The following is a 20,034-nucleotide window of genomic DNA, read 5'->3' as shown; positions in this document are numbered from 1 at the left end:
TTTTACTTTTTAGGATCAAAATTACGTAAAATTTCAATTCCTTGACGTTGATATTTATTAGGAACAAAACTTTTACGCATTGCGATTTGCATATAAGCCCAAAGTTTTTGGCCAGGTCGTAGGTGGATAATATGAATTCCTTGTTCATCCTGAATACTACTTTCCATCGCCAAGGCAATACCTACATTTCGTTTAACCAAATCAATCATTAATTTCATTGTCGGTGCAGTGTAAATAATATTAGGTGTAAAATCACCTAATTTTGCTTCCTCTTCAAGACATTCACGAGTTAAAAAACCGCGTGCTCGCGCAATAAATTTACGATTACGCAGGTCTTTAGCACTGATCTCGTGTGCATCCTTCCATTGATCGTTTGTACCAGTGATTATTACTAATTCTGTTTTTTGTAAGTTATGAATAAAATATTCCGGATCATTAATGGGTACCATCCAAGAGTAAATTGCTACATCAACATTCCCATTTGTTAAGTCTGCAAAAGCATCTGCAGAGCGTTCAATATGAGTTTCGATTAAATTAGTAATGTTTGCTTGATGAAATTGTTGGACAATGTCTGCTATATATAAACTACCGGCTTCGCCAGAAAAGGCTAAACGTATTTTTTTATCGCTGGCATGCTTAACGTCATAATTGATACTAGCAATATCTTGAAGTAAAATTTTAGCTTTTTGGTATAGTAAATCGCCAGCGTCAGTTAACATTATTTTACTTTTACGATTTTTTTGTATGATCAAAGGATCATCAAATTTTTCAGCTAATCGTTTTACGGCCATTGAAATCGTTGGTTGGGTTACATCAAAAAAAGAAGCAGTTGCTGTATAATTTCCTGTTTCAACAAGTTTACAAAAATATAATAAGTCTTTTTCATTCATATGCTTACCTTAAATTAAATAAAAAAAATTTATAAATTTATCTGTTTAAATTATATTAAATTTTAAATAAAAATGCAAGAACACTAGATAGAGTAGTATATAGCTCATGTTGTCTGCCCTTTTTGGAGAAAAAATTTAATTAGACTAAATTTAAAATACAGATTATATTGCATGTAGTAAATATTTCTTAAGAAAGTGATGGTAATTAATTTGATCTACGATTCAACTCAAAAATGGGATGCAGTCTATGATGTAATTGTCGTAGGTTTTGGTGGAGCTGGGGCTGGAGCTGCAAGATTTGCTGCTGATAATAAGGCTAAAGTTCTATTAATTGATGCGGCTCCAGAAGGTCATGAAGGAGGCAATACCCGTTATGCAGGCGGGGCTTTTGCATGGAGTGATAACTTCAATGACTTGCGCGAATATTATAAGCAAACTTATTATCCTTTTAAGTATGATCCTAAAGACTTGGATACTTTTGTAAACAATGTTTTGCAAATGAAGGAATATGCTAAAAAATACTTTGATATTGAAGCTCAATATACAGGACGCCGACCTAAAGGTGAATATCCTGAATATAATCACGCTGAAACTATGCGTTCACAAAGTATGACTACAGGAATGTATAATGGTGGATTCTGGAAATTATTACGTAAAAAAGTATATGAACGTCTTGATCAAATAGATATTTGGTTCTCAAGTCCAGCAGAGCATTTAATTCAGGATCCAGAAACTAAGACTATTTTAGGAGTACAAATTAAACACAACGCGATCAAGCGTAATGTTGCAGCTCGCAACGGGGTTGTTTTAGCTTGTGGTGGCTTTGAGAATAACCAAGATATGGTGCAGACTTTTTTGGGCCAAGGATCATTAGCGCCAATCGGTACACTTTATAATCAGGGTAAAGGAATCGATTTAGCAATTGAAGCTGGAGCAAGATTATGGCATATGTCTAATTACGATTCACATGGTTTTTCCTTAAATGAAGGTAAGCCACGTGAAAAATTTGCGTATATGATTAATTGGAAGAGCTTGTTTAATGGGAGCATTTTTGTTGCCGGTGATGATGGTACTCGTTATTACCGTGAAGACGAAGAAGATCGTCATGGTTACAAATATAATCATGGCAACTGGATTATGCTTCCTAATCAGAATCATCCGCACATTGTAATGGATGAAAAACAATATCATCAGTTAGCCAATGATGATTCAGCTCAAGCCGATCAGATTAAGCAATTAATTTCGTATGCAGTCAAAGCAGATTCTCTTACAGAATTAGCGGAAAAGATTGCTGCCCCTAAACTAACTGAAGCAGTTGCCGATTTTAATTATCTGGTTGAAAAACAAAAACGTGATATGTTCCTCAATCGCAAGCTTGAAACGATGCGTGCCTTTGGTGCAGGACCATATTATGCAATTCCAATTAGACATAATATTTTACATACTCATGGTGGAGCACGGCGAAATGAAAAATGTGAAGTGCTTGACTTGCAAAATAACGTAATACCACACTTATATGAAGCTGGTGAACTTGGCGACATATTTGCGACCAAGTATGTTGGTGCAAATAGCATTGCGGATTTGTTAATTTCAGGCAAGATTGCTGGTGAAAATGCTGCTTTAGTAAAGCGTAAGCTACCTGCAGTTGATGTGGTTACTGGCGCTTCAGCAAATCCTGAGCTCAAATCCGACGCCCATGCTTTGGCAACTGATTATGAAGCTGGCGAAAATCAAGGCATTGGTATTAGTGAAAACGGGATTAATGATGTACCAATAGTGGTTAGAGTTACAGCTAATGGTAAGCAGCTGACCCAGATTGAAACTTTGCAACAGAAAGAAACACCTTCGCTGGGTGGTAAAGCGATTCCAGTATTGACTAAGGAAATGCTAGAGAAGCAAACAACTGATGTTGATGTAGTCAGTGGCGCAAGTACGACTAGTGCTGCCTTTAAAGAGGCAGTTAAGCAAGCAATTAATAATATTCAAAAGCATTAATTTATACTTGATAATACGCTAATTTTAAATAGAAAGTAGAGAAAATGTTAGATAAATTTGAATGGAAAAAGTGGATTTTACCACTTGTATTAGGCTTAGGGTTATGGCTTTTAACGCCTATCAGACCAACAGCTATTAATATTCAGGCATGGCACTTGTTTGCAATTTTTATTGCAACGATTGTGGCGTGTATCACTAAGCCATTGCCTATGATGGCTACTACAATTATTGCTATTGTAATTGCTACCTTAACCGGCATTTTTAAAATGGAAGAAGTCACTGCTGGCTTTGGAAATTCAACTGCATGGATGGTAGCAATGTGTATGTTCATGGCAGCTGGTTTTATTAAATCAGGTTTAGGAAAAAGAATTGCTTATTTCTTTGTTAAAACTTTTGGTAAGCGAACATTAGGTTTGGCTTATGCCTTATCCATGGTTGAAACAGTGCTCGCCATTGGAATTCCAAGTAATAATGCTAGAGTCAATGGTATTATGTATCCAATTATTGACAACCTTTCTAAAGAGATGGGATCAGATCCTAAAAAGGGAACCCAAGCAGATATGGGATCTTACTTGGTTTTTAATGAATATGAAGTTAATATTGTTACGTCAACGATGTTTTTGACTGGATTGGCTGGAAACATGGTAGCTTTAGGAATTGCGAAGACGCAAAATATTGAAATTTCTTGGATGCAGTGGTTCTTAGCAGCAATTGTACCAGGAATCATTTCTTTATTGGTTATCCCGTTTATTTTGTATAAAATTTATCCGCCCAAAATCAAAGAAACTCCTAATGCGCATGCTTGGGCAGATAATAAGTTAAAAGAACTAGGCAAAATGACCTTAGCTGAAAAAATTATGGCCGTAGTTTTTATTTTAGCAGTAGCGCTTTGGTTAATTGGTCCTAAATTTGGTATTGATGCTACTTTAGTTAGTTTTATTGCCGTGGCTTTATTATTAATTTGTGGTGTTATTAATGTTAAAGACATTCTTGGTCAAAGTTTTGCATGGAATATTTTGACCTGGCTTTCAATTATTATGTTAATGTCACAAAAATTAATGCAACTTGGCTTTTTCCCATGGTTCTCAAAAACTTTGGGAAGTATGTTAAATGGTATGAATTGGGTCTGGGTTTTAGTAATTTTGTATCTAGCTTATTTCTATTTACATTATTTATTTCCTAGTGTTTCCACTCAAATTTCAGCCTTATATGCTGGCTTTCTTTCAATTGCGATCGGTGCTGGTGTACCTCCAATTATGGCCGCATTAATGTTGGCGCTAGATGGTTCATTATACTTGTCAACTACCAGTTATTCCGCTGGTCCGGCTGCACTCTTATCATCAACTGGTTATGTTTCAAATAAAGACTGGTGGCGGCTTAGTGCAATTATCGGAATAATTCTTAACATTATCTGGCTTGGCGGCGGTCTTTTATGGACTAAAGTTATTGGTATGTGGTAATTAATTGAAAAATTTCAGCCTTTGAAGTGCTCCATAATAGTTAGACATTAATTTAACTATTAGGAGCGCTTTTTTCATGACTAAATATTCAAATAGAAAGGGGTAGTTTATGAAAAAATGGTTAAACAAATAAGGCTCTTGAGTTTGGGAAGCCGGATATTAGATGCGTATTATCATTTGTAGGCGCAGGAATAGGGAAGGCACCGTTATTAAAGGCAATATTTGACCAATATGGTATATCTTGTAAAGGGTTAAATATTTTAAGTTAAAAAATAAAATATTATTTATATTGATTTAAATTAACCTTTATTTCCTGGTACTGCGGTTGATAATATTACTTTAAATAATAATGTTGACATATATAAAATAAAGTATTCGATTGAAATAATAGAAATTAAAAAACTAGTCATTTATAATAAATTTGATAAAAAGTAGCGAATAGCTTTAGCAAGGGCTTTATTGTTAACTAACAAGTTTTTGCTATTAGATGAAGCTACTTCTAGTAAGGTTAGAACTTATTTATTTTCTATAAATAGAGGCTTTATACAAATAGCTCATGAATTAAGCGAATAAGAAATTTCCAGGTATGGCCAAGTTATTAATTTAGGGGGAAAAATGATAATTGATACCAAAAAACTTCAGAAGGAAGTTCTAGATAATAAAAGAAGACATAATTTTAATACGACAGATATCAAGTTTGAATTGCTGCTATTGTATGGCGAAGTAAATGAACTTTTTAAGGGATGGCTTAAGAGTGAGGCAAGAATTATATTTTTTGTCTCTAGTATGCATACTAAAAAATATTTTACATATTATCAATAAATTTAAGACAAGAGAGATAAAGTAATGACAACAACAATAATATACGCACATCCTTACACAAAAAGCTTTAACCATGCAATACTTAATAAAGTTATAAAAGCGATGAGAGATAACAAAGAAGAGTATGTAGTTATAGACCTATATAATGATAAATTTGATCCAACATATTCTGCTAAAGAGTTATCTTTATTTAGTGTTGGAAAAACAATTGATCCTTTAGTTAGTAAGTACCAGAAAATTATCAAAAATACAGATAAAGTTATATTTATTTTTCCAATATGGTGGAATGATACGCCAGCTATTATAAAAGGCTTCATAGATAAAGTAATGAAGAAGGACTTTGCTTACAATGTAGGCAGTACTGGGTTAATAGGAAACCTTAACAATATAAAAAAGACGTTAGTTCTTACAACCTCGACTTCTCCGACATTTTATTTGAAGATGTTTTGTGGCAATGCTATTAAAAAAGTTTTTATTAATAGTACACTTAAGCAGCTTAAATTTAAAAATCGAGTATGGAAAAATTTTGGTAATATTGATCATAGTAGTATGAACAAAAGAAATGAATATTTGGAAAAAATAGCTAACTACGTAAGTGAATGGGTAGTTAAAAATAATTGAATAGGGTAGTTGTAACTGGTTTGGAATAATTAAGCCCTTAAGTGATAAGGTTACTTCGACTTGGAAAGCGGCTCACCTTTTGTCATACAAGAAAATTTAAGCCGTATATATAATAAACTCATTGGTGAAAGACAATCTTTATCTGATATAGGAGCAATAGTTGCTAAATGTTTTTAGGTTCAATATTTAGCAGATGTGAAATTTTAAAGTTAGCAGTTACTTATGGCAGTTTCAATTTTGAAAATGAATATTGCTAGGTATAAAGAAAAGAATGAAGGACGCAGGTAAAGCGCCCTTTTTTGTGAGAAATAAATCTTGTAACTAGCATGTGATTTCTCATGGCTTTGTATTCGCTTAATAAAATTTTTTGCTTTAAATATAGAATTGCGATTCTAAGAATAAGTACGTAAAGTTATCAATGTAAGTTAATAAAAAGCTCCTTAGAATCGTCCCCTCAGCATTACATCATCTAATTGAAACTACTAGCAACCGTAATGAAGTAAGTATTGCTTTATTCAGTGGCTATGTTTTTAAGGATAAAACTAGAAGCAAAATATATCTATCATTTACAATGTAATTGACTTCTGTTTATGCCAACTGTGAGTCTACTGTAAGAGTAGAGCTTAAAGTTAATGAAAGAAGGTATTGGGTAGATTTGGTAACCGTTGCTTTTTAAATAATCTTAAAAAATAGCTTATACACTAAAAAAATCAATTCTAAGTTTCGTTAGAATTGATTTTTTAATTTTAATTTACATCATTTACGTTAAAAGTATGTTTAGGAGGTACTGCAGGCAGTTTTGCCTTCGGTGGAACTAAGACTACTAAAACCTCCCCATATTGTCTACTTTCAAATTCATTTTTACTTTGCGGTACTACATAAGCACCAATCTTATAGCCTTTAAAATCTGAAAATGTTTTTCCCCTTAGTGCTAACTTATACTTTAACTGCTCTTTTTCAAAGTCAACAAGACCATCTGGAGAGCCAGTATATCTTTCAACAGATTCAAAGTAATTATCATGATTACCTTTACCAACGATATGATCTAATACATAATCTCTTTCACTGGTAGCATCACCTTCTTGAAAAGCGACACTTGCTAAATTAGCACCAAATTGTACTTGACTATCCTTAATTGTACCAGGGAACAAATCCGCTATTTGATTATTTAAATTATTATCAATTAAATTAGCGGGAATAGCAATCCCTGTGTCAATCGGATCATAGTAAACATCTCCTAATTTAGGCAAGACAGCATCTTTTGGGCTTAAGAACACAATAAAGCGACCGTAATTTTTATTATTACTTGGAAAAACATATGAACCAACTTTATAATTCGCAAAATCAGAGATTGTCTTGCCTTGCGCAGCTAGTTGCTGATTTATTTGCTCTTTTTCAAATTGAAGTAACCCAGCAGTAGTACCTTCATATTTCGTATTATTAACAATTTTTATGATGTTAGCAGAATTTTCAGTACCTAATATATCATTTTGAAGTTTTTGAAGTGATGTAGATAAATGATCTCCATTTCTATTAGCTAAATCGGCTGCTAACTGTACTTGCTTATCCGGTTCGGCGCCAGTGAATAAAGCAGAAAGTTGATTATTCAAACTACTGTCAATATATTTTTTTCCTGTATACGTTACCGGAGGCACCGGATCGTAATATTTCTCAGCTGGATCATGCACATCTATACTACCATCTGTATCATCTGAGTAAACATAGGCACCCTTTGTTAAAAAGCCACGCCAAATATAACCACTATGCTTTTTATTGCCACTAATAACTTTATAATAGACAGCCTTAGTAGAGCCATGGCGCATGGTTACTGAAGAAGTCGCATACCAAGTTGTATGGGGAAAATTAATTAAATCATGTAACTTATGTGTATGATTCCAGTTCCAAACAGCTACACTCGCTTGAGGATCTTTGGCATGATACGGTCTAGCAGAGTATGAATAGTTTCGTATCCAATAATATTTTTCGGCATGAACCTGTGTAGTAGAAACACTTAAACCTAAAGCTAATGATGTGGCTGCTAAAAAAGTCCCAATCATTTTTTTGTTTTTCATGATATATACCTCCTAATCATGATTATCTATCAAAAATGTTATACCACAATTTGCCGTTTTTATTAGTATAATTATAAATATAATACTGTAAGCTTTTGTTTATGAAGAAAATTATGAGAAATAAAATTTATATATCACAAGTTGATGAATCAGATTGTGGTATTGCCGCACTGGCAATGTTGTTTAAGCATTTTGGTACGCGAGTATCTTTAGCGAAGGTACGTAACACGGCTAAGATCGATCAAATGGGGACAACAGCTCTTGGACTAATAAAAACGGCGGAAAAATTTAACTTTGGGACCAAAGCGATTAAGGCTGATATGTCCTTATTTGAAATTAAGGATTTACCTTTTCCTTTCATTGCCCACGTGATTAAAGAAGGAGATCTTGAACACTACTATGTAGTTATTGGAGCAACTGAAAGACATGTTAAAAATGCATCACTCAAACATGCGTTCGGAAAAGGCGTAAAAAAATTAGGTCAGATGACCTAATTTCGCTTAAACTTTAGTTGACAGGCATAGTGTCTTCAATAACTCCATTGCCAAATTTTGAAGCGTTTAATAAAGCTTGCTGTTGTGTAGTTAAATACCAAACGGCTTCTTTAACCTCAGTAATACTTGCGGAAGTTGAAGAATTTACGGTTTTAGCTTGTTCTAAAGCTTCATCATAACGAGCTTTATAAGTATTTACATAAAGTTCATTTTTATAGTTAGCACTAGCTATTATTACTTTTTCTTGATCAATTAATTTTTGTAAGTCTTGCTTGTCAGTGGTTGTTGCAACTTTAGCGTCTGTGCGAGCTTCTTCAGGGGTATTTGCTGGTGTTAATTGTGGACCTGATAAGTAAGTCGTGTCAGCTGCTTTAATATAAAACAGTTGATTAGTAGTTGCGTTATAAAGATTACTTCTAGCGTCAGGAGTGTAATAATTTAAACGATAAAATAATTCTGCTTTATTGTCGTTAGGTACCCAAACATAAATTTCTCTGACTACGGGAATAGCTTCATCTTTTGCAAGAGTAATATTTTTATTAGTAGTTTTCGGATTAAGAATTGTTGCAATATTGTAAGTATTACTGTTTTGCTTTAAACCAACATAAGTATACATCGTGTAAGTTGCTAATTTTTGTCTAGGTTGAGTTTTTATATGTCCAATATAAATAAAAGCGTCAGTTGTACCAGCTATACGATAAACTTTTGACGTTGAATTACCATCTGGAATTTTAGTAATACAATCAACTTTCAGTTTCTGACTAGGTTTAACTAAAGTTCTGCTCGTTCCTGATCCAGTATATCCACCAGAAAAACCATGATTGTCTTTAGGTTTAACGGTAACAGTAGCACATGCCACATAAAGTGGTTGACCGTCAATTTCATTAACGTTAGCCGCATTAATGTAACCACCGTGACCAATGCTGTAATAATATTTACCCTTGATTTTTTTATAAGGTAACCATGATTGATTGTAGTTGTCATCATTTAGTAGATAGTATTGCTTGCTGTCTTTTTCAATTGGTTGGATTGTGCCGGAATATTGTACATTAGTTCCTTTGCGTAAGTGAGTGTTAGACCAGCTGCCACAATATTTTTTAAGACGCCTACCTTTTTTATTATAGACATATGCACCATGAACTAATTTTAGAGTGTTATTGTTAGATGTTGTTGCTGCAGTAATAGGGGTAGATTTAAGTTGTTGTGACACCGAGAATCCAGCCCCCAAAATTAAAATACCAGCAATAGATCCAAGAAAGATTTTTTTACTTAATTTCATGTATTTCACCTCATAAATAGAAATAATAATTATACCCATTATAGTTCAATAGAAAACTAAGTTTAAACAATAACTTTTTTCTTTTTCAAACGTGTGTTAAGGATGTTGTAGCTAAACCGCTAAATACGGTAACTGATTTAATACTAGGTCAAACTTATTCTGTTAGAGGTAAGTTAATGGACCAAGTACTGGATTACCTGTTGTTAAAAATGGTGTACCTGTCATAGCAACAGCTACCTTTAAGCCGAATATAACCATGGTACAGTAAACTGCAAATACTAGGATCACTAAGTATTGTATTTATGATTGGTAGTTTCGTTTACTTTACGAGAAAAGAATAAGCTGCTGGCTTAAATTAATAGTAGAAATGTAAAAGAAATTTATTTTTTTGCTTTTTTGTGCTGAAAAAGAAACCGGATTCATAATCATGCTAAAGACTAAAAACAATAACTCCTTCAACATATTGTGTTTTTATTATAGTTAAAGTACAATATGTTGTGGAAAATAAGTGATAAAAAGGAGAGTAGATTTTATTGAAAAAAAATAAAAAATTAATTATGTCAATTGTCGCAATTGGAACACTAAGCTTTTTGGGTATTGTAATTGAAACAGCGCTTAATATTGCTTTTCCAAAATTAATGGTAAAGTTTAAAATTCCCGCTAGCACAGTTCAGTGGTTAACAACTGGTTACATGTTAGTTTCTACTGTAATTATACCCTTCGGAGCATATTTGAGAAAACGATTTCGTGCAATTACGTTGTTTAGAGTAGCAATAATTAGTTTTTTTATTGGAACAGTTTTAGCAGGAGTTACTTCAAGCTTTTTCTTGCTTCTATGTGGTCGAATTATCCAAGGAATTGCTGATGGTATTGGCTTACCATTAATGTTTTCAATTATTTTAGAGCAATCTCCTAAAAAGAAAGTAGGCTCTTTTATGGGACTAGGAAGTTTAGTAATTGCTTTTGCCCCTGCAATTGGTCCAGTTTATGGTGGAATTGTTTTAAAGTATTATAGTTGGCAAACTTTATTTATACTAATAATACCTATAATATTAGTTATTTGGTTATTAGGTGAATTTAGTATTACGCAAAAATTTAACGTTTTTAGTATTTCTTTTGACTATCGTGGTGGTATTACGTTAACTGGTTTATTAATAACTACACTATTATTAATAGTTAGTACAGCAAGTAAAAGTAATTATCGTATTTTTTTATTGTTAACTGCTATTATTTGTTGTATTCTCTTTATTTATTTTGAAAAAAATAATAAAAATTATATTATTGATATATCTTTGTTTAAAAATCGACAATTTGATATATTTCTGATTTCTTTTTTTCTACTACAGTTAATGTCATTAAGCATGTCATATTTAATGCCGAATGTTTTAGAAATAATATTTCATTTATCAACGGCAAAAACGGGCTTGCTTGTATTACCAGCAGCAGTAATTGATGCCATAATGTCAGCAGTTGCTGGAATAATTTATGATAAATTAAATCATAATTTTCCAATCTTGTTAGGAGAAGGACTTATTTGCGTCTCTTTTCTATTAGCAAATATTATATCAGTTGCACCAATTAATCTGATTATAATTTATTCAATTTTTATGTTTGGATTGGGTTTGTCGTATAGTAATATTATGACAAGAAGCTTAGCAAATTTACCTATTCAATCGACCAACGACGGCAATGTAATCTATATGACTGCACAATCATATTCTGGAGCAATGGGAACAGCAATAGCAGCCTCAATTTTAACATTTACACAAAACGATTATTTTAATTTTATAAATGGAACATTAGCTGGCCTAAAGATTAACTTTAAAGTTTTGTTCTTTTTATCGATAATAGTTTTAATATTTTGTACAACAATAATTTTAAGAGATAAAAAAATGACCAATAAATGACTAAAAAAATTGCAAAAGAAAAATTTATGATGATGCCAACAAGACATGTTTTTACATGCGTCTAGAGTAGCTATTCTGACTAAACAAATGTATGTAACTTATTACGGCAATAATAAAACTAGTCTTTTTATTATTGAATCAGCGGGTTATTTACATGAGGTGATTGACGAAAAGCTATCTTCTAATATGACTAAGTCACTTCAAGAAATTAATTCATTATTAATCAGTCAAAAAGTATCTCAAGAAAATAAAGACATGATTTTTAATATTATTCAACATATGTCCTATTCTAAAAATATTGATGTTCATTACAATCTATCAATAGAAGGTAAGTATGTCCAGGATGCTGATCGACTTGACGCATTGGGAGCTATAGGAATTGCACGTGCCTTTGCCTATGGTGGACATATAAATCAAAAAATTTATGATCCACAAATAAAGATTGCTACGCTGACAAGCCATAAACAGTATCGGCAACATGAAACAACAACATATAACCATTTCTTTGAAAAATTACTAAATCTTGAAAAATTAATGAATACAGCAGCTGGAAAGAAGGAAGCTATCCTTAGAACAGAATATATTAACTCATTTTTAAAAGAATTTGAAAAGGAAGTAAATGTAGCAAAATGAGATATAATGAATATTTATTAGATTCAAAATTATTTTCGAAAGTAGTATCTTCTTTTAATACTAATGTAGAAAGTAATATTCCAAAAAAGATTATTGTCGTAGAGCATTCAGTAATTAATAGTTTAGATTTTATAAAGTACTTAAGCACTCACTATGAAGTATACTATATTTCTAAGCCTAAAAGTATAGATAAAAAAGTTTTGAAAACCATTAAATCCTGGTGTAACGTATTACAAACAAATAGAGAAGAATTAAAACAAGACTCAGTAATTGATTTTATTGGTCAGATAGTGCAAAATGATACATTTGCAATTATTGATATTGGTGGTTATTTTGCACCAAAGGTTGATAAAATTCAATTGGCATTTAAAGGTCAACTTTTAAAAGTAATTGAAGATACAGAAAATGGATACCAAAAATACGTTAAAAGTCTAGAACAACATAATATTAGTGTTCCATTATTATCTGTTGCTCGCAGTTCATTGAAAATAGAAGAAGATTACTTGGTTGGGCATGAAATTGTCGTAAAATCAGAAGTGTTTTTAGCCGATTATGGAACTACTTTTTTAGGCAAAAAGATATTGGTTATCGGATTTGGAAAAATTGGAGCAAGCATCTCAGAAAATTTGAATAAGCGAGAAGCCATTGTATATGTGGCAGATAAACAAGCGATAAGACTAGCAGATGCCTTAGCTCGTGGAACTATTGACTATTATAAGATCATGGCGGACATGGACATTGTTTACGCTGCTAATGGAGAACAATCGTTAGATACAGAAAAATTGGAAAAGTCATCTTTACAAAATACACTTTATCTGTTTTCTGTGACTTCAGCAGAAGATACTTATAAACACAGTGAAAAAATACAAAATTTAAAGCTCTATGGCCACAATGGAGGTTATCGAATACTAAAATCTAAAAATAAAAAGTCTATTATTATTGCAAACTCTGGTAATGCAATAAATTTTACCTATACTATTTCTACGTTAGCATCCTATGTTCAATTAACACAATTAGAAATGGCTGTAATGCTAATCAAAAAATATAAACCTAAAAAAACTATATTGTCAATGAGTGAAGCTGATCGAGAGAAAATTGCGCAATTTTGGTTATCAGAAGTGCAGAAAAAATCAAATAATTTTAAATAATATATTATATTAGAAAATTATGTCTTTCAATCCAAATTATAATATTTTTCCTCTACCAGATAAAATGTGTCGAATAATCCTTAACTGCTTAAAACAGAAGTAAGCTTATATCTTGCTTCTGTTTTTTATTATGCTGAGAGAGCGATTTTAAGGCCTAGTTCATCTTTTTTAACTATTAACTAATAAACTTAGCCGTGTCTTTTGTTTTGATTAAAATATCTTCAAACTTCAACTATGTAGAAAAACATAATTTTTCTGCATAGTATGCTAAAAGATGTATTCTTACTGATAGTAAAATTTTGAGCTATTTAACTAAGTAGAATAAATAAATATAATAGAATTATTCTACTTAATACGTTAAAATAGCTATATAGCAAGGCTTTAAAAAATAACATAAAGTAAGGAACAAAAAATGCCGAGAAAACATAAAGATACACGACCAATTACGGACTCAATTATGCTAAAAAAGTTTTTAGACAAATTAAAAAGCGAAGGAGAAATGGGAGAAAGGAACTATGCCATTTTTCAGACAGGTAAAGTTACGTGCTTAAGAGTAAGTGATGTTTTGGCTTTAAAAAAAGATCAAGTTTTTGATAAGAGGGGTAGAGTAGAAAAAGAAGTCTTTACCAAAGATAAGAAAACCAAAAAGCAGAACAGACTATATCTCACTTCAGTAAGAGATGTATTGGAAGACTATGAAGAAAAGCATCCCTATAAAAAATTGGCATCTAGTGAATGGTTATTTCCAAGTTCAAGATACTTAGGTGAAAATAAGCCGATTGCAGAGAACATTTATTATCGTATCTGTCACAAAATTGGACTTGAATTAGGTGTTGATTGGATTGGTTCACATACTATGAGAAAGACTGGAGCATTCATTATTTACGAACAGACAGGACATAATATTAGTTTCGTATCTCTAGCGAAGCAATGACTTTCAGATACTTAGGTTTTGAAGAATAACGTAAGGAAACATTACTAGATCTAGAGTTTGATTTTTTAAATTTATAAAGGCTCTTTTCATTCAAAAAAGAACTTTTTTCTTTTGCTATTTTTAAGCATTCTGTGTCATTTAATGAAAGTGTTGCTAATTAATTTAAACTAGACTTAGTCTTAGAATTGCTTTCTCAGCATCGAAAAAATTATACTTTTAAAGATAAATATTCAATAATTCTTTGATGTTTAACTTTCGTTTTGGGTAAATAAATTCTTGTACAATTGAAAGTAAATCAGAAATTAATTATAGATCAGATGGAGATATTATAAAGACCAAGCTGTAACTAATTTTACTTGTTGTAATTCTATGCAGGGACAATCAGATTTGATTTTTAACTTACTACTACAATCTCAATTTAAAAAAGATTACCTATTTGGGAGAATAATTGATGTCATTAAAGATATTTGCTATCGAAAAAATCCTGTAGAGAAAATTAATGAAGATTTTGATTATACTCAGCTTACTGATACTTTTACCCATATCGGTAAATATATGAATATTTCTAAAATTGAATCAATTGAAAAGGAACTTGAAGATTTATATCTTAGTCTTAAAATTTTAAAAAAGAATGATGAAATTCTTGATTATACTTTATTTGTAAATTATGACAGTAATAGTATGTATTACTAATCATCATTCAATAATATCTCTGAATATGCTAATTTAATCTTTAGCTTTTGTCGTACTTATAATTTGGATCCAATTAAAGGTATCTACGATCACTATCAATACGCGAAATTGGGACGAAAGTATACAGGTGATCATAATAGTGGGGAAGCTCTTGCAGCAATTTCTGTAAAAGGACAGCCTTATGATTATGTGAAAAAAGAGCTGTTAAAGATTAATAATTGGATGAAAAATGGAATAGTTTATGAATATAAAGTTGGGGATTATTGTAATAGCAGATATTATTCAAGCTGATACAAAAAGAAAATTCCCAGGTGAAAATACAAATTATCTATTAGGTGAATTTTTAAGACAATCTAAGGAAATAAGCAACGGCTTTATATTCATGAACATACAGGAAACTGATTTAGCGGGGCATACTGAGGAAACTCTAAAGTATTCTAATCTTTTAGAATTTATTGATAAAAGGCTACCTCTCATCGAGAGCTTATTTAAAAAAATGATTTACTAATTATAACTTCGAATCATGGTAATGATCCTACTAATGGCTCCTCTCATCATACAAGAGAAATTTTTACTATACTTATATATTATCCAAACGTACATAATAAACATATTGGTGAAAGACAGTCTTTATCTGATATAGCAGCAACAGTTGCTGAATATTTTCAAGTTAAATATCCAGAAAATGGAGTCAAGTTTTTGTTTTAATGTTGCCAAACAATAATATTTGCAATCCCATTGTTTATCCTGATAAGGATACTAATGATTTTTTGAGCATGTGTAATGATTCTATTCAGAAAAAGAAGTTATTACCAATTGTTGATAGGGTTAATGCACTTTCTTTAGTGATTAAAAATAATCCCAAATTAATAGGTAAGGTACATATTGCGGTATTTTGTCGGCCAGATGCTAATATTTCTTTTTTTGATGCATGTTATCCTAAAGAAAATTTTGATATTGTTTTCCCTTTAGATAACTCAACCAAATGGGATTCTTTAAAATATAAAAAATTTAAAAATGTTTTTTTGAGGGAAATTTATACTGTCAAGCCAGACTTTTTTACTCATAATTCTGATATTATAAAGACTGGACGATTTAAAGAACTTTTAGATCCATCCGCTTACGAATATTATGTAAAACATAAAATCGCTTTAAAGTGATATAAATATTTTATTTAAAATATATTTATGATTTATACTATCTAAAAACAATTGTATTTTGTCATAATTATTGGAATATATGGAACTGAAAATTTAGTATTTATTAGAATGAGTAGTTTACTAAAATAAATTGAAAGGTAGCGAATTTTGTTATGCGGGTTTTAGTTATTGGCGGAGCTGGATATATTGGTTCAGTTGCAGTAAAAAAATTAATTAAAAATGGATATGATGTAGTCGTACTCGACACTCTATATTCAAGTGCAATAGATCCTAAGGCAAAGTTTTATCAGGGAGATTTAAAAAACACATTTTTAGTAAGTAAAATTTTGCGTTCAGAGAAAATTGGTGCAGTAATGCATTTTGCAGCGTCATCATTGGTTTCTGAATCTGTAAAAAAGCCGTTGAAATATTATGATAATAATGTAACTGGTATGATTTCTTTACTTAAAGCAATGATTGATGCACAAGTTAAATATTTAATTTTTTCTTCTACTGCTGCGGTATATGGTATTCCCAAAGTGGAAAAAATAACGGAAGATACGCCGCTTGAACCTATTAATCCATACGGTGACAGTAAAATGATGATGGAGCGTATTATGTCTTGGGCTGATAAAGCTAATGGCATTAAATCAATTGCTCTTCGATACTTTAATGTAGCTGGGGCAGCAGATAATGGTTCTTTTGGAGAAGCGCATGAGCATGAAACACATCTAATCCCAGTACTATTAAAAAGTGCGCTTAAGGGTGATGGTAAATTTACAATCTTTGGTGATGATTATAATACAAAAGACGGCACTAATGTTCGTGATTATGTTGAGGTTAATGATTTAATTGAAGCTCATATTTTAGCGTTAATTAGATTAGTGAAAACTAACAAGTCTGATGTGTTTAATTTAGGGACATCTCAAGGATACTCGAATCTTGAAATAGTAAAGGCTGCAATAAAAGTTACTGGCATTGATATTCCATATACTTTTGGTCCAAGACGTGGTGGTGATCCAGATATTTTGGTTGCAGATTCAACTAAAGCGCGAGATATATTAGGTTGGGAGCCAAAACATGAAGATATTGAAGATATTATTTCTTCAGCTTGGAAATGGCATAAAAACACAGCTAAAAATTAATTTATTTCCTGATTTCCAAATTTATTGAATAAATACTGGCATCAAGAAATAGGTATTTACTTGATAAATTGTCTATTTTTTCTTTTACAATTAAAGTTGAGGTCATTAATAGTAGCAAATCTTTGAATTTGTGTATTAAAAGATCATATAAAGATTTTTCAATTCAATTTTAGGTCGAGAGTCCCTAAAATTGAATTAAAAAAATGATAAATCTGGACTGGAATAGAAGTTTCTAAAAATATATCTGATTCCGGTTTTGAAAATAATTATTAAACGAACAACAACAATTGGATTTGTTGTTGTTTTTTGTTAAATAGATTTTTTTAAAAGTTACTTTACATTTATTCATAATAAAAAGAGTAGGTATGGGAAAGGAGTATTAAAGCATGTTTTTATTTTTAACTACAAAGTTTTATATGTAAACTTTTGTTATTGAATTAGCGCAAGTTAAAAGACAGAAGATATTTGATGATTTAGCTATTGAAAGCGAGATTGTAGAAGAAGATAATCTTCAGTACCCTCAAATAGAAAAAAGTCTTCAAATGAAAAATCACCGAATTATCAATATGTATAATTATTTTCAGAATTTACGGCAAATTCCAATAGAATTTGAGTATAAGAAAATCGCTCAAATTTTTAGTGAATCTGATTATCACAAGGTGGATGAAGATATTTACGTATGCGAAGATAATTCAATTAAATTACGAAAATTGCTTGACAATATTAAAGCTTGTAATTCAAATGAAAGAGTTATCTTAATTTTTGATAGGATTTTTCCAATAGATTTACCGTGTATTACAGTAAATTCGTCGTGTAAAGTGCTTTTTGTTTTTCATTCTACTTTTCTCAATAATGGTAGATTACGTCCTGTATATCAAAATTTTCCAGCATTAATAAATAACAAAACGATCTCCAAGTTTATCGTTTCTACTGTAAAGCAAAAACAGGAATTAATGGATTTTTTTAAGTTAAGTGATAACCAGATAGCAGTAATTCCAGTTACATCTTCTTTAAAGGAGCCGCAAGTATCTTATAGCGACCGTGATCCGAATAAAGTATCACTAGTGTCTAGGATTTCCGAAGAAAAAATGTTAATGATGCTGTAAAAGCAATTATTAAAGCCCATAAGTTTTTTCAAAATTTGTATTTGAATATCTGGGGCTATGGAGATGCTTATGAAAATAATGAAGCGGTTAAATCATTAAATAAACTAATTACGGATAATCATGCTTTATACATAAATCTTTGCGGGTATAAAAGGGATTTAAAGACAGAGTATGATACAAGCTCTATACAACTATTAACTAGTAAATATGAAGGATTTGCAATGACTCTATTAGAAGGACAAATGCAGGGCATTCCTGCAATTAGTTATAATGTTGACTATGGTCCATCAGAGATTGTTGAAGATAAAAGTACAGGTTACTTGATTCCCCCGGATGATATAAACACTCTGACTGATAAATTGATCTACTTACTTAAGCATAAAAATGTGGCTTCAGAGTTCTCTAAAAATGCGTATAAAAGTGCTCAAAGATTTAGCTACAAAGAAATTAAGCAAAAATGGTTAAATCTCATTAATACTTATATGAATTAGTTACTACAGCAAAACTCACATAAAAAGAGCAACATCATTGCGATGTTGCTCTTTTAAAAAATAAGTATACAAGCAAGCAGTATTTAATACCAATTATGTGCTTGCCAAAATGATTTTGCAGTAGCCCATGAACCATACCTTTTAAGCACATAGTTATTAGCAACCTTTTCTTGATTAGCAGGAGAGTAATCGCCATGTAGGTACTCTGGCATTAATTGATATCGACCATATGTACCTGATGATGCATTGCGAGTAGTGTAAGATCCACCTGATTCACGAGCAGCAATCCATTCTTTGGATGCTATTTCATTACCAGTTACATTTGACTTATAGTCTGTTGAAGGAGGCATAGCTTGTGACTGAGTTTGATTGGTAGTTGTTGATGTATATGTTTGATTAGTTGTCGGTAAACTACTGTATGATGTTTGGATATTATTTATTTGAAATCTTTGTTTAGTTAGTACAGTACTATTATTTTTATCTTTATTTTTATCTTTATTCGTACTATCATCTACCCGAATTTTAAGTTTGTCATTAATATGAATTAATGAACCACCATTAGCTAGATCATTGTCTTTAACGATTTGTTTAACAGTAGTATTGTGCTTTCGTGTAATATCCCAGGTAGTATCACCGTCTGCTACAGTTACAATTTCCATTTTTGATTGAGAATCAATTTTTGTTACATCTTGTCCCTTAGTATCTCTATTCTTATTTTGTTTATTAGATACTTTAGTGTTTTTTGGTGTCGCATCAGCATGAACAGTAGTAGTTTTGGCTAAAGCTGCGCCTTTACTTGCTACAGCCGCAGAAATTCCACCTATCATTAAAAATGCTTGGTTTTTATTAACTTTCATTAGCAGTAATATTCCTTTTCTTTTATAACTTTAAACCTAAAGTCTTTTTATGAGCAATTCTTCTAAATATACTAAAGTCTCGCACACATTTATTGTTTAAAATAAATTGGTTACTATTTAAGGGTTAGTGCTATAGACAAGACAATTTTTAAATTAATGAAACGTGAAGCAATCACTTTGCTAAAATATATTTATTTACATGCCAATATTAGAAGATTGAACAAATTAAAATACACGCCCCAGTAAATACTGGAATAGCGTGTAAAAAGTGATATAAATTTAAAAAATTAATGCCATTATAATAAGGCAATAATAATGTCCTTTACGCATACCGAATGGGTTAAGTCC

Annotated in this window: 18 protein-coding genes and 1 pseudogene; 15 read left to right on the top strand and 4 right to left on the bottom strand. The window is 31.3% G+C overall.

Annotated features, from left to right (window positions below; all coding sequences use genetic code 11):
* Positions 1 to 2: 2 nt before the first annotated feature.
* Positions 3 to 890, bottom strand: coding sequence for a LysR family transcriptional regulator (locus F5ESL0233_RS04220; protein ID WP_090092079.1), 888 nt, complete (start codon positions 888 to 890; stop codon positions 3 to 5).
* Between the two features lie 198 nt (positions 891 to 1,088).
* On the opposite strand from F5ESL0233_RS04220, the gene F5ESL0233_RS04215 reads away from it, so the two are divergent.
* From F5ESL0233_RS04215 to F5ESL0233_RS04200, 3 genes are all read left to right on the top strand, one after another.
* Positions 1,089 to 2,885: an FAD-binding protein gene (locus tag F5ESL0233_RS04215; protein WP_370448341.1), complete on the top strand. Its 1,797-nt coding sequence runs from the start codon at positions 1,089 to 1,091 to the stop codon at positions 2,883 to 2,885.
* Positions 2,886 to 2,929: 44 nt separating this feature from the next.
* Positions 2,930 to 4,345 carry a DASS family sodium-coupled anion symporter gene (locus F5ESL0233_RS04210; protein WP_122021730.1) on the top strand — a complete coding sequence of 472 codons (1,416 nt, stop codon included), beginning with the start codon at positions 2,930 to 2,932 and terminating at the stop codon, positions 4,343 to 4,345.
* A gap of 846 nt (positions 4,346 to 5,191) precedes the next feature.
* Positions 5,192 to 5,788, top strand: coding sequence for an NAD(P)H-dependent oxidoreductase (locus F5ESL0233_RS04200; protein ID WP_122058915.1), 597 nt, complete (start codon positions 5,192 to 5,194; stop codon positions 5,786 to 5,788).
* A 746-nt stretch (positions 5,789 to 6,534) separates the two neighbouring features.
* Here F5ESL0233_RS04200 and F5ESL0233_RS04195 read toward each other — a convergent pair.
* Complete coding sequence (locus F5ESL0233_RS04195; RefSeq protein ID WP_122058913.1) at positions 6,535 to 7,860, bottom strand: hypothetical protein; 1,326 nt, start codon at positions 7,858 to 7,860, stop codon at positions 6,535 to 6,537.
* A gap of 113 nt (positions 7,861 to 7,973) precedes the next feature.
* Between F5ESL0233_RS04195 and F5ESL0233_RS04190 the strand changes: the two genes are divergently transcribed.
* A complete protein-coding gene (locus tag F5ESL0233_RS04190; RefSeq protein ID WP_122058911.1) occupies positions 7,974 to 8,354 on the top strand; it encodes a cysteine peptidase family C39 domain-containing protein in 381 nt (126 codons plus the stop codon).
* 13 nt (positions 8,355 to 8,367) lie between these two features.
* Here the strand turns inward: F5ESL0233_RS04190 and F5ESL0233_RS04185 are convergent, their stop codons facing one another.
* Entirely contained in the window at positions 8,368 to 9,633 is a 1,266-nt protein-coding gene (locus F5ESL0233_RS04185) for an SLAP domain-containing protein (RefSeq protein ID WP_122058910.1), read from the bottom strand.
* 533 nt (positions 9,634 to 10,166) lie between these two features.
* Here F5ESL0233_RS04185 and F5ESL0233_RS04180 point away from each other — a divergent pair.
* The 11 genes and pseudogenes from F5ESL0233_RS04180 (at position 10,167) to F5ESL0233_RS04130 (ending at position 18,829) form a co-directional block, all read left to right on the top strand.
* Entirely contained in the window at positions 10,167 to 11,540 is a 1,374-nt protein-coding gene (locus F5ESL0233_RS04180; protein ID WP_233554961.1) for an MFS transporter, read from the top strand.
* A gap of 45 nt (positions 11,541 to 11,585) precedes the next feature.
* A complete protein-coding gene (locus tag F5ESL0233_RS04175; RefSeq protein WP_122058906.1) occupies positions 11,586 to 12,173 on the top strand; it encodes an HD domain-containing protein in 588 nt (195 codons plus the stop codon).
* On the top strand, positions 12,170 to 13,321 hold the full coding sequence (locus F5ESL0233_RS04170; protein WP_122058905.1) for an S-adenosyl-L-homocysteine hydrolase: 1,152 nt from the start codon (positions 12,170 to 12,172) through the stop codon (positions 13,319 to 13,321). Before F5ESL0233_RS04175 ends, F5ESL0233_RS04170 begins: the two co-directional genes overlap by 4 nt.
* Before the next feature lie 412 nt (positions 13,322 to 13,733).
* A pseudogene (locus F5ESL0233_RS04165) lies at positions 13,734 to 14,284 on the top strand (tyrosine-type recombinase/integrase).
* A 340-nt stretch (positions 14,285 to 14,624) separates the two neighbouring features.
* Entirely contained in the window at positions 14,625 to 14,948 is a 324-nt protein-coding gene (locus F5ESL0233_RS04160; protein WP_122058903.1) for a hypothetical protein, read from the top strand.
* A gap of 241 nt (positions 14,949 to 15,189) precedes the next feature.
* Complete coding sequence (locus F5ESL0233_RS04155) at positions 15,190 to 15,456, top strand: hypothetical protein (RefSeq protein ID WP_122058901.1); 267 nt, start codon at positions 15,190 to 15,192, stop codon at positions 15,454 to 15,456.
* On the top strand, positions 15,456 to 15,656 hold the full coding sequence (locus tag F5ESL0233_RS08520) for a hypothetical protein (protein ID WP_122059248.1): 201 nt from the start codon (positions 15,456 to 15,458) through the stop codon (positions 15,654 to 15,656). The genes F5ESL0233_RS04155 and F5ESL0233_RS08520 overlap by 1 nt, the downstream gene beginning before the upstream one ends.
* Positions 15,656 to 16,108, top strand: a complete 453-nt coding sequence (locus F5ESL0233_RS04145; protein WP_122058900.1) for a hypothetical protein — start codon at positions 15,656 to 15,658, stop codon at positions 16,106 to 16,108. The genes F5ESL0233_RS08520 and F5ESL0233_RS04145 overlap by 1 nt, the downstream gene beginning before the upstream one ends.
* Positions 16,109 to 16,260: 152 nt before the next feature.
* Positions 16,261 to 17,232, top strand: a complete 972-nt coding sequence (gene galE / locus F5ESL0233_RS04140; protein ID WP_122058898.1) for a UDP-glucose 4-epimerase GalE — start codon at positions 16,261 to 16,263, stop codon at positions 17,230 to 17,232.
* A gap of 542 nt (positions 17,233 to 17,774) precedes the next feature.
* Positions 17,775 to 18,338 carry a hypothetical protein gene (locus tag F5ESL0233_RS04135; RefSeq protein WP_122058897.1) on the top strand — a complete coding sequence of 188 codons (564 nt, stop codon included), beginning with the start codon at positions 17,775 to 17,777 and terminating at the stop codon, positions 18,336 to 18,338.
* Between the two features lie 5 nt (positions 18,339 to 18,343).
* Entirely contained in the window at positions 18,344 to 18,829 is a 486-nt protein-coding gene (locus tag F5ESL0233_RS04130; protein ID WP_122058895.1) for a glycosyltransferase, read from the top strand.
* An 83-nt stretch (positions 18,830 to 18,912) separates the two neighbouring features.
* Here F5ESL0233_RS04130 and F5ESL0233_RS04125 read toward each other — a convergent pair whose 3' ends face one another.
* Positions 18,913 to 19,686 carry a LysM peptidoglycan-binding domain-containing protein gene (locus F5ESL0233_RS04125; protein ID WP_122058894.1) on the bottom strand — a complete coding sequence of 258 codons (774 nt, stop codon included), beginning with the start codon at positions 19,684 to 19,686 and terminating at the stop codon, positions 18,913 to 18,915.
* Positions 19,687 to 20,034: the final 348 nt, after the last annotated feature.

The organism is Lactobacillus sp. ESL0233 (assembly GCF_003692995.1).
Taxonomy (GTDB): domain Bacteria; phylum Bacillota; class Bacilli; order Lactobacillales; family Lactobacillaceae; genus Lactobacillus; species Lactobacillus bombicola.
Note: the sequence above shows the minus strand (reverse complement) of the source record. Positions and strands in the feature narration are given on the sequence as shown.

What these genes read in the sequence shown, in the direction of transcription:
- F5ESL0233_RS04220 (WP_090092079.1), bottom strand. Translation starts at nt 890, where the DNA reads ATGAATGAAAAAGACTTATTATATTTTTGTAAACTTGTTGAAACAGGA.
- F5ESL0233_RS04215 (WP_370448341.1), top strand. Translation starts at nt 1,089, where the DNA reads ATGGTAATTAATTTGATCTACGATTCAACTCAAAAATGGGATGCAGTC.
- F5ESL0233_RS04210 (WP_122021730.1), top strand. Translation starts at nt 2,930, where the DNA reads ATGTTAGATAAATTTGAATGGAAAAAGTGGATTTTACCACTTGTATTA.
- F5ESL0233_RS04200 (WP_122058915.1), top strand. Translation starts at nt 5,192, where the DNA reads ATGACAACAACAATAATATACGCACATCCTTACACAAAAAGCTTTAAC.
- F5ESL0233_RS04195 (WP_122058913.1), bottom strand. Translation starts at nt 7,860, where the DNA reads ATGAAAAACAAAAAAATGATTGGGACTTTTTTAGCAGCCACATCATTA.
- F5ESL0233_RS04190 (WP_122058911.1), top strand. Translation starts at nt 7,974, where the DNA reads ATGAGAAATAAAATTTATATATCACAAGTTGATGAATCAGATTGTGGT.
- F5ESL0233_RS04185 (WP_122058910.1), bottom strand. Translation starts at nt 9,633, where the DNA reads ATGAAATTAAGTAAAAAAATCTTTCTTGGATCTATTGCTGGTATTTTA.
- F5ESL0233_RS04175 (WP_122058906.1), top strand. Translation starts at nt 11,586, where the DNA reads ATGTTTTTACATGCGTCTAGAGTAGCTATTCTGACTAAACAAATGTAT.
- F5ESL0233_RS04170 (WP_122058905.1), top strand. Translation starts at nt 12,170, where the DNA reads ATGAGATATAATGAATATTTATTAGATTCAAAATTATTTTCGAAAGTA.
- F5ESL0233_RS04160 (WP_122058903.1), top strand. Translation starts at nt 14,625, where the DNA reads ATGCAGGGACAATCAGATTTGATTTTTAACTTACTACTACAATCTCAA.
- F5ESL0233_RS04155 (WP_122058901.1), top strand. Translation starts at nt 15,190, where the DNA reads ATGAATATAAAGTTGGGGATTATTGTAATAGCAGATATTATTCAAGCT.
- F5ESL0233_RS04145 (WP_122058900.1), top strand. Translation starts at nt 15,656, where the DNA reads ATGTTGCCAAACAATAATATTTGCAATCCCATTGTTTATCCTGATAAG.
- galE (WP_122058898.1), top strand. Translation starts at nt 16,261, where the DNA reads ATGCGGGTTTTAGTTATTGGCGGAGCTGGATATATTGGTTCAGTTGCA.
- F5ESL0233_RS04135 (WP_122058897.1), top strand. Translation starts at nt 17,775, where the DNA reads ATGAAAAATCACCGAATTATCAATATGTATAATTATTTTCAGAATTTA.
- F5ESL0233_RS04125 (WP_122058894.1), bottom strand. Translation starts at nt 19,686, where the DNA reads ATGAAAGTTAATAAAAACCAAGCATTTTTAATGATAGGTGGAATTTCT.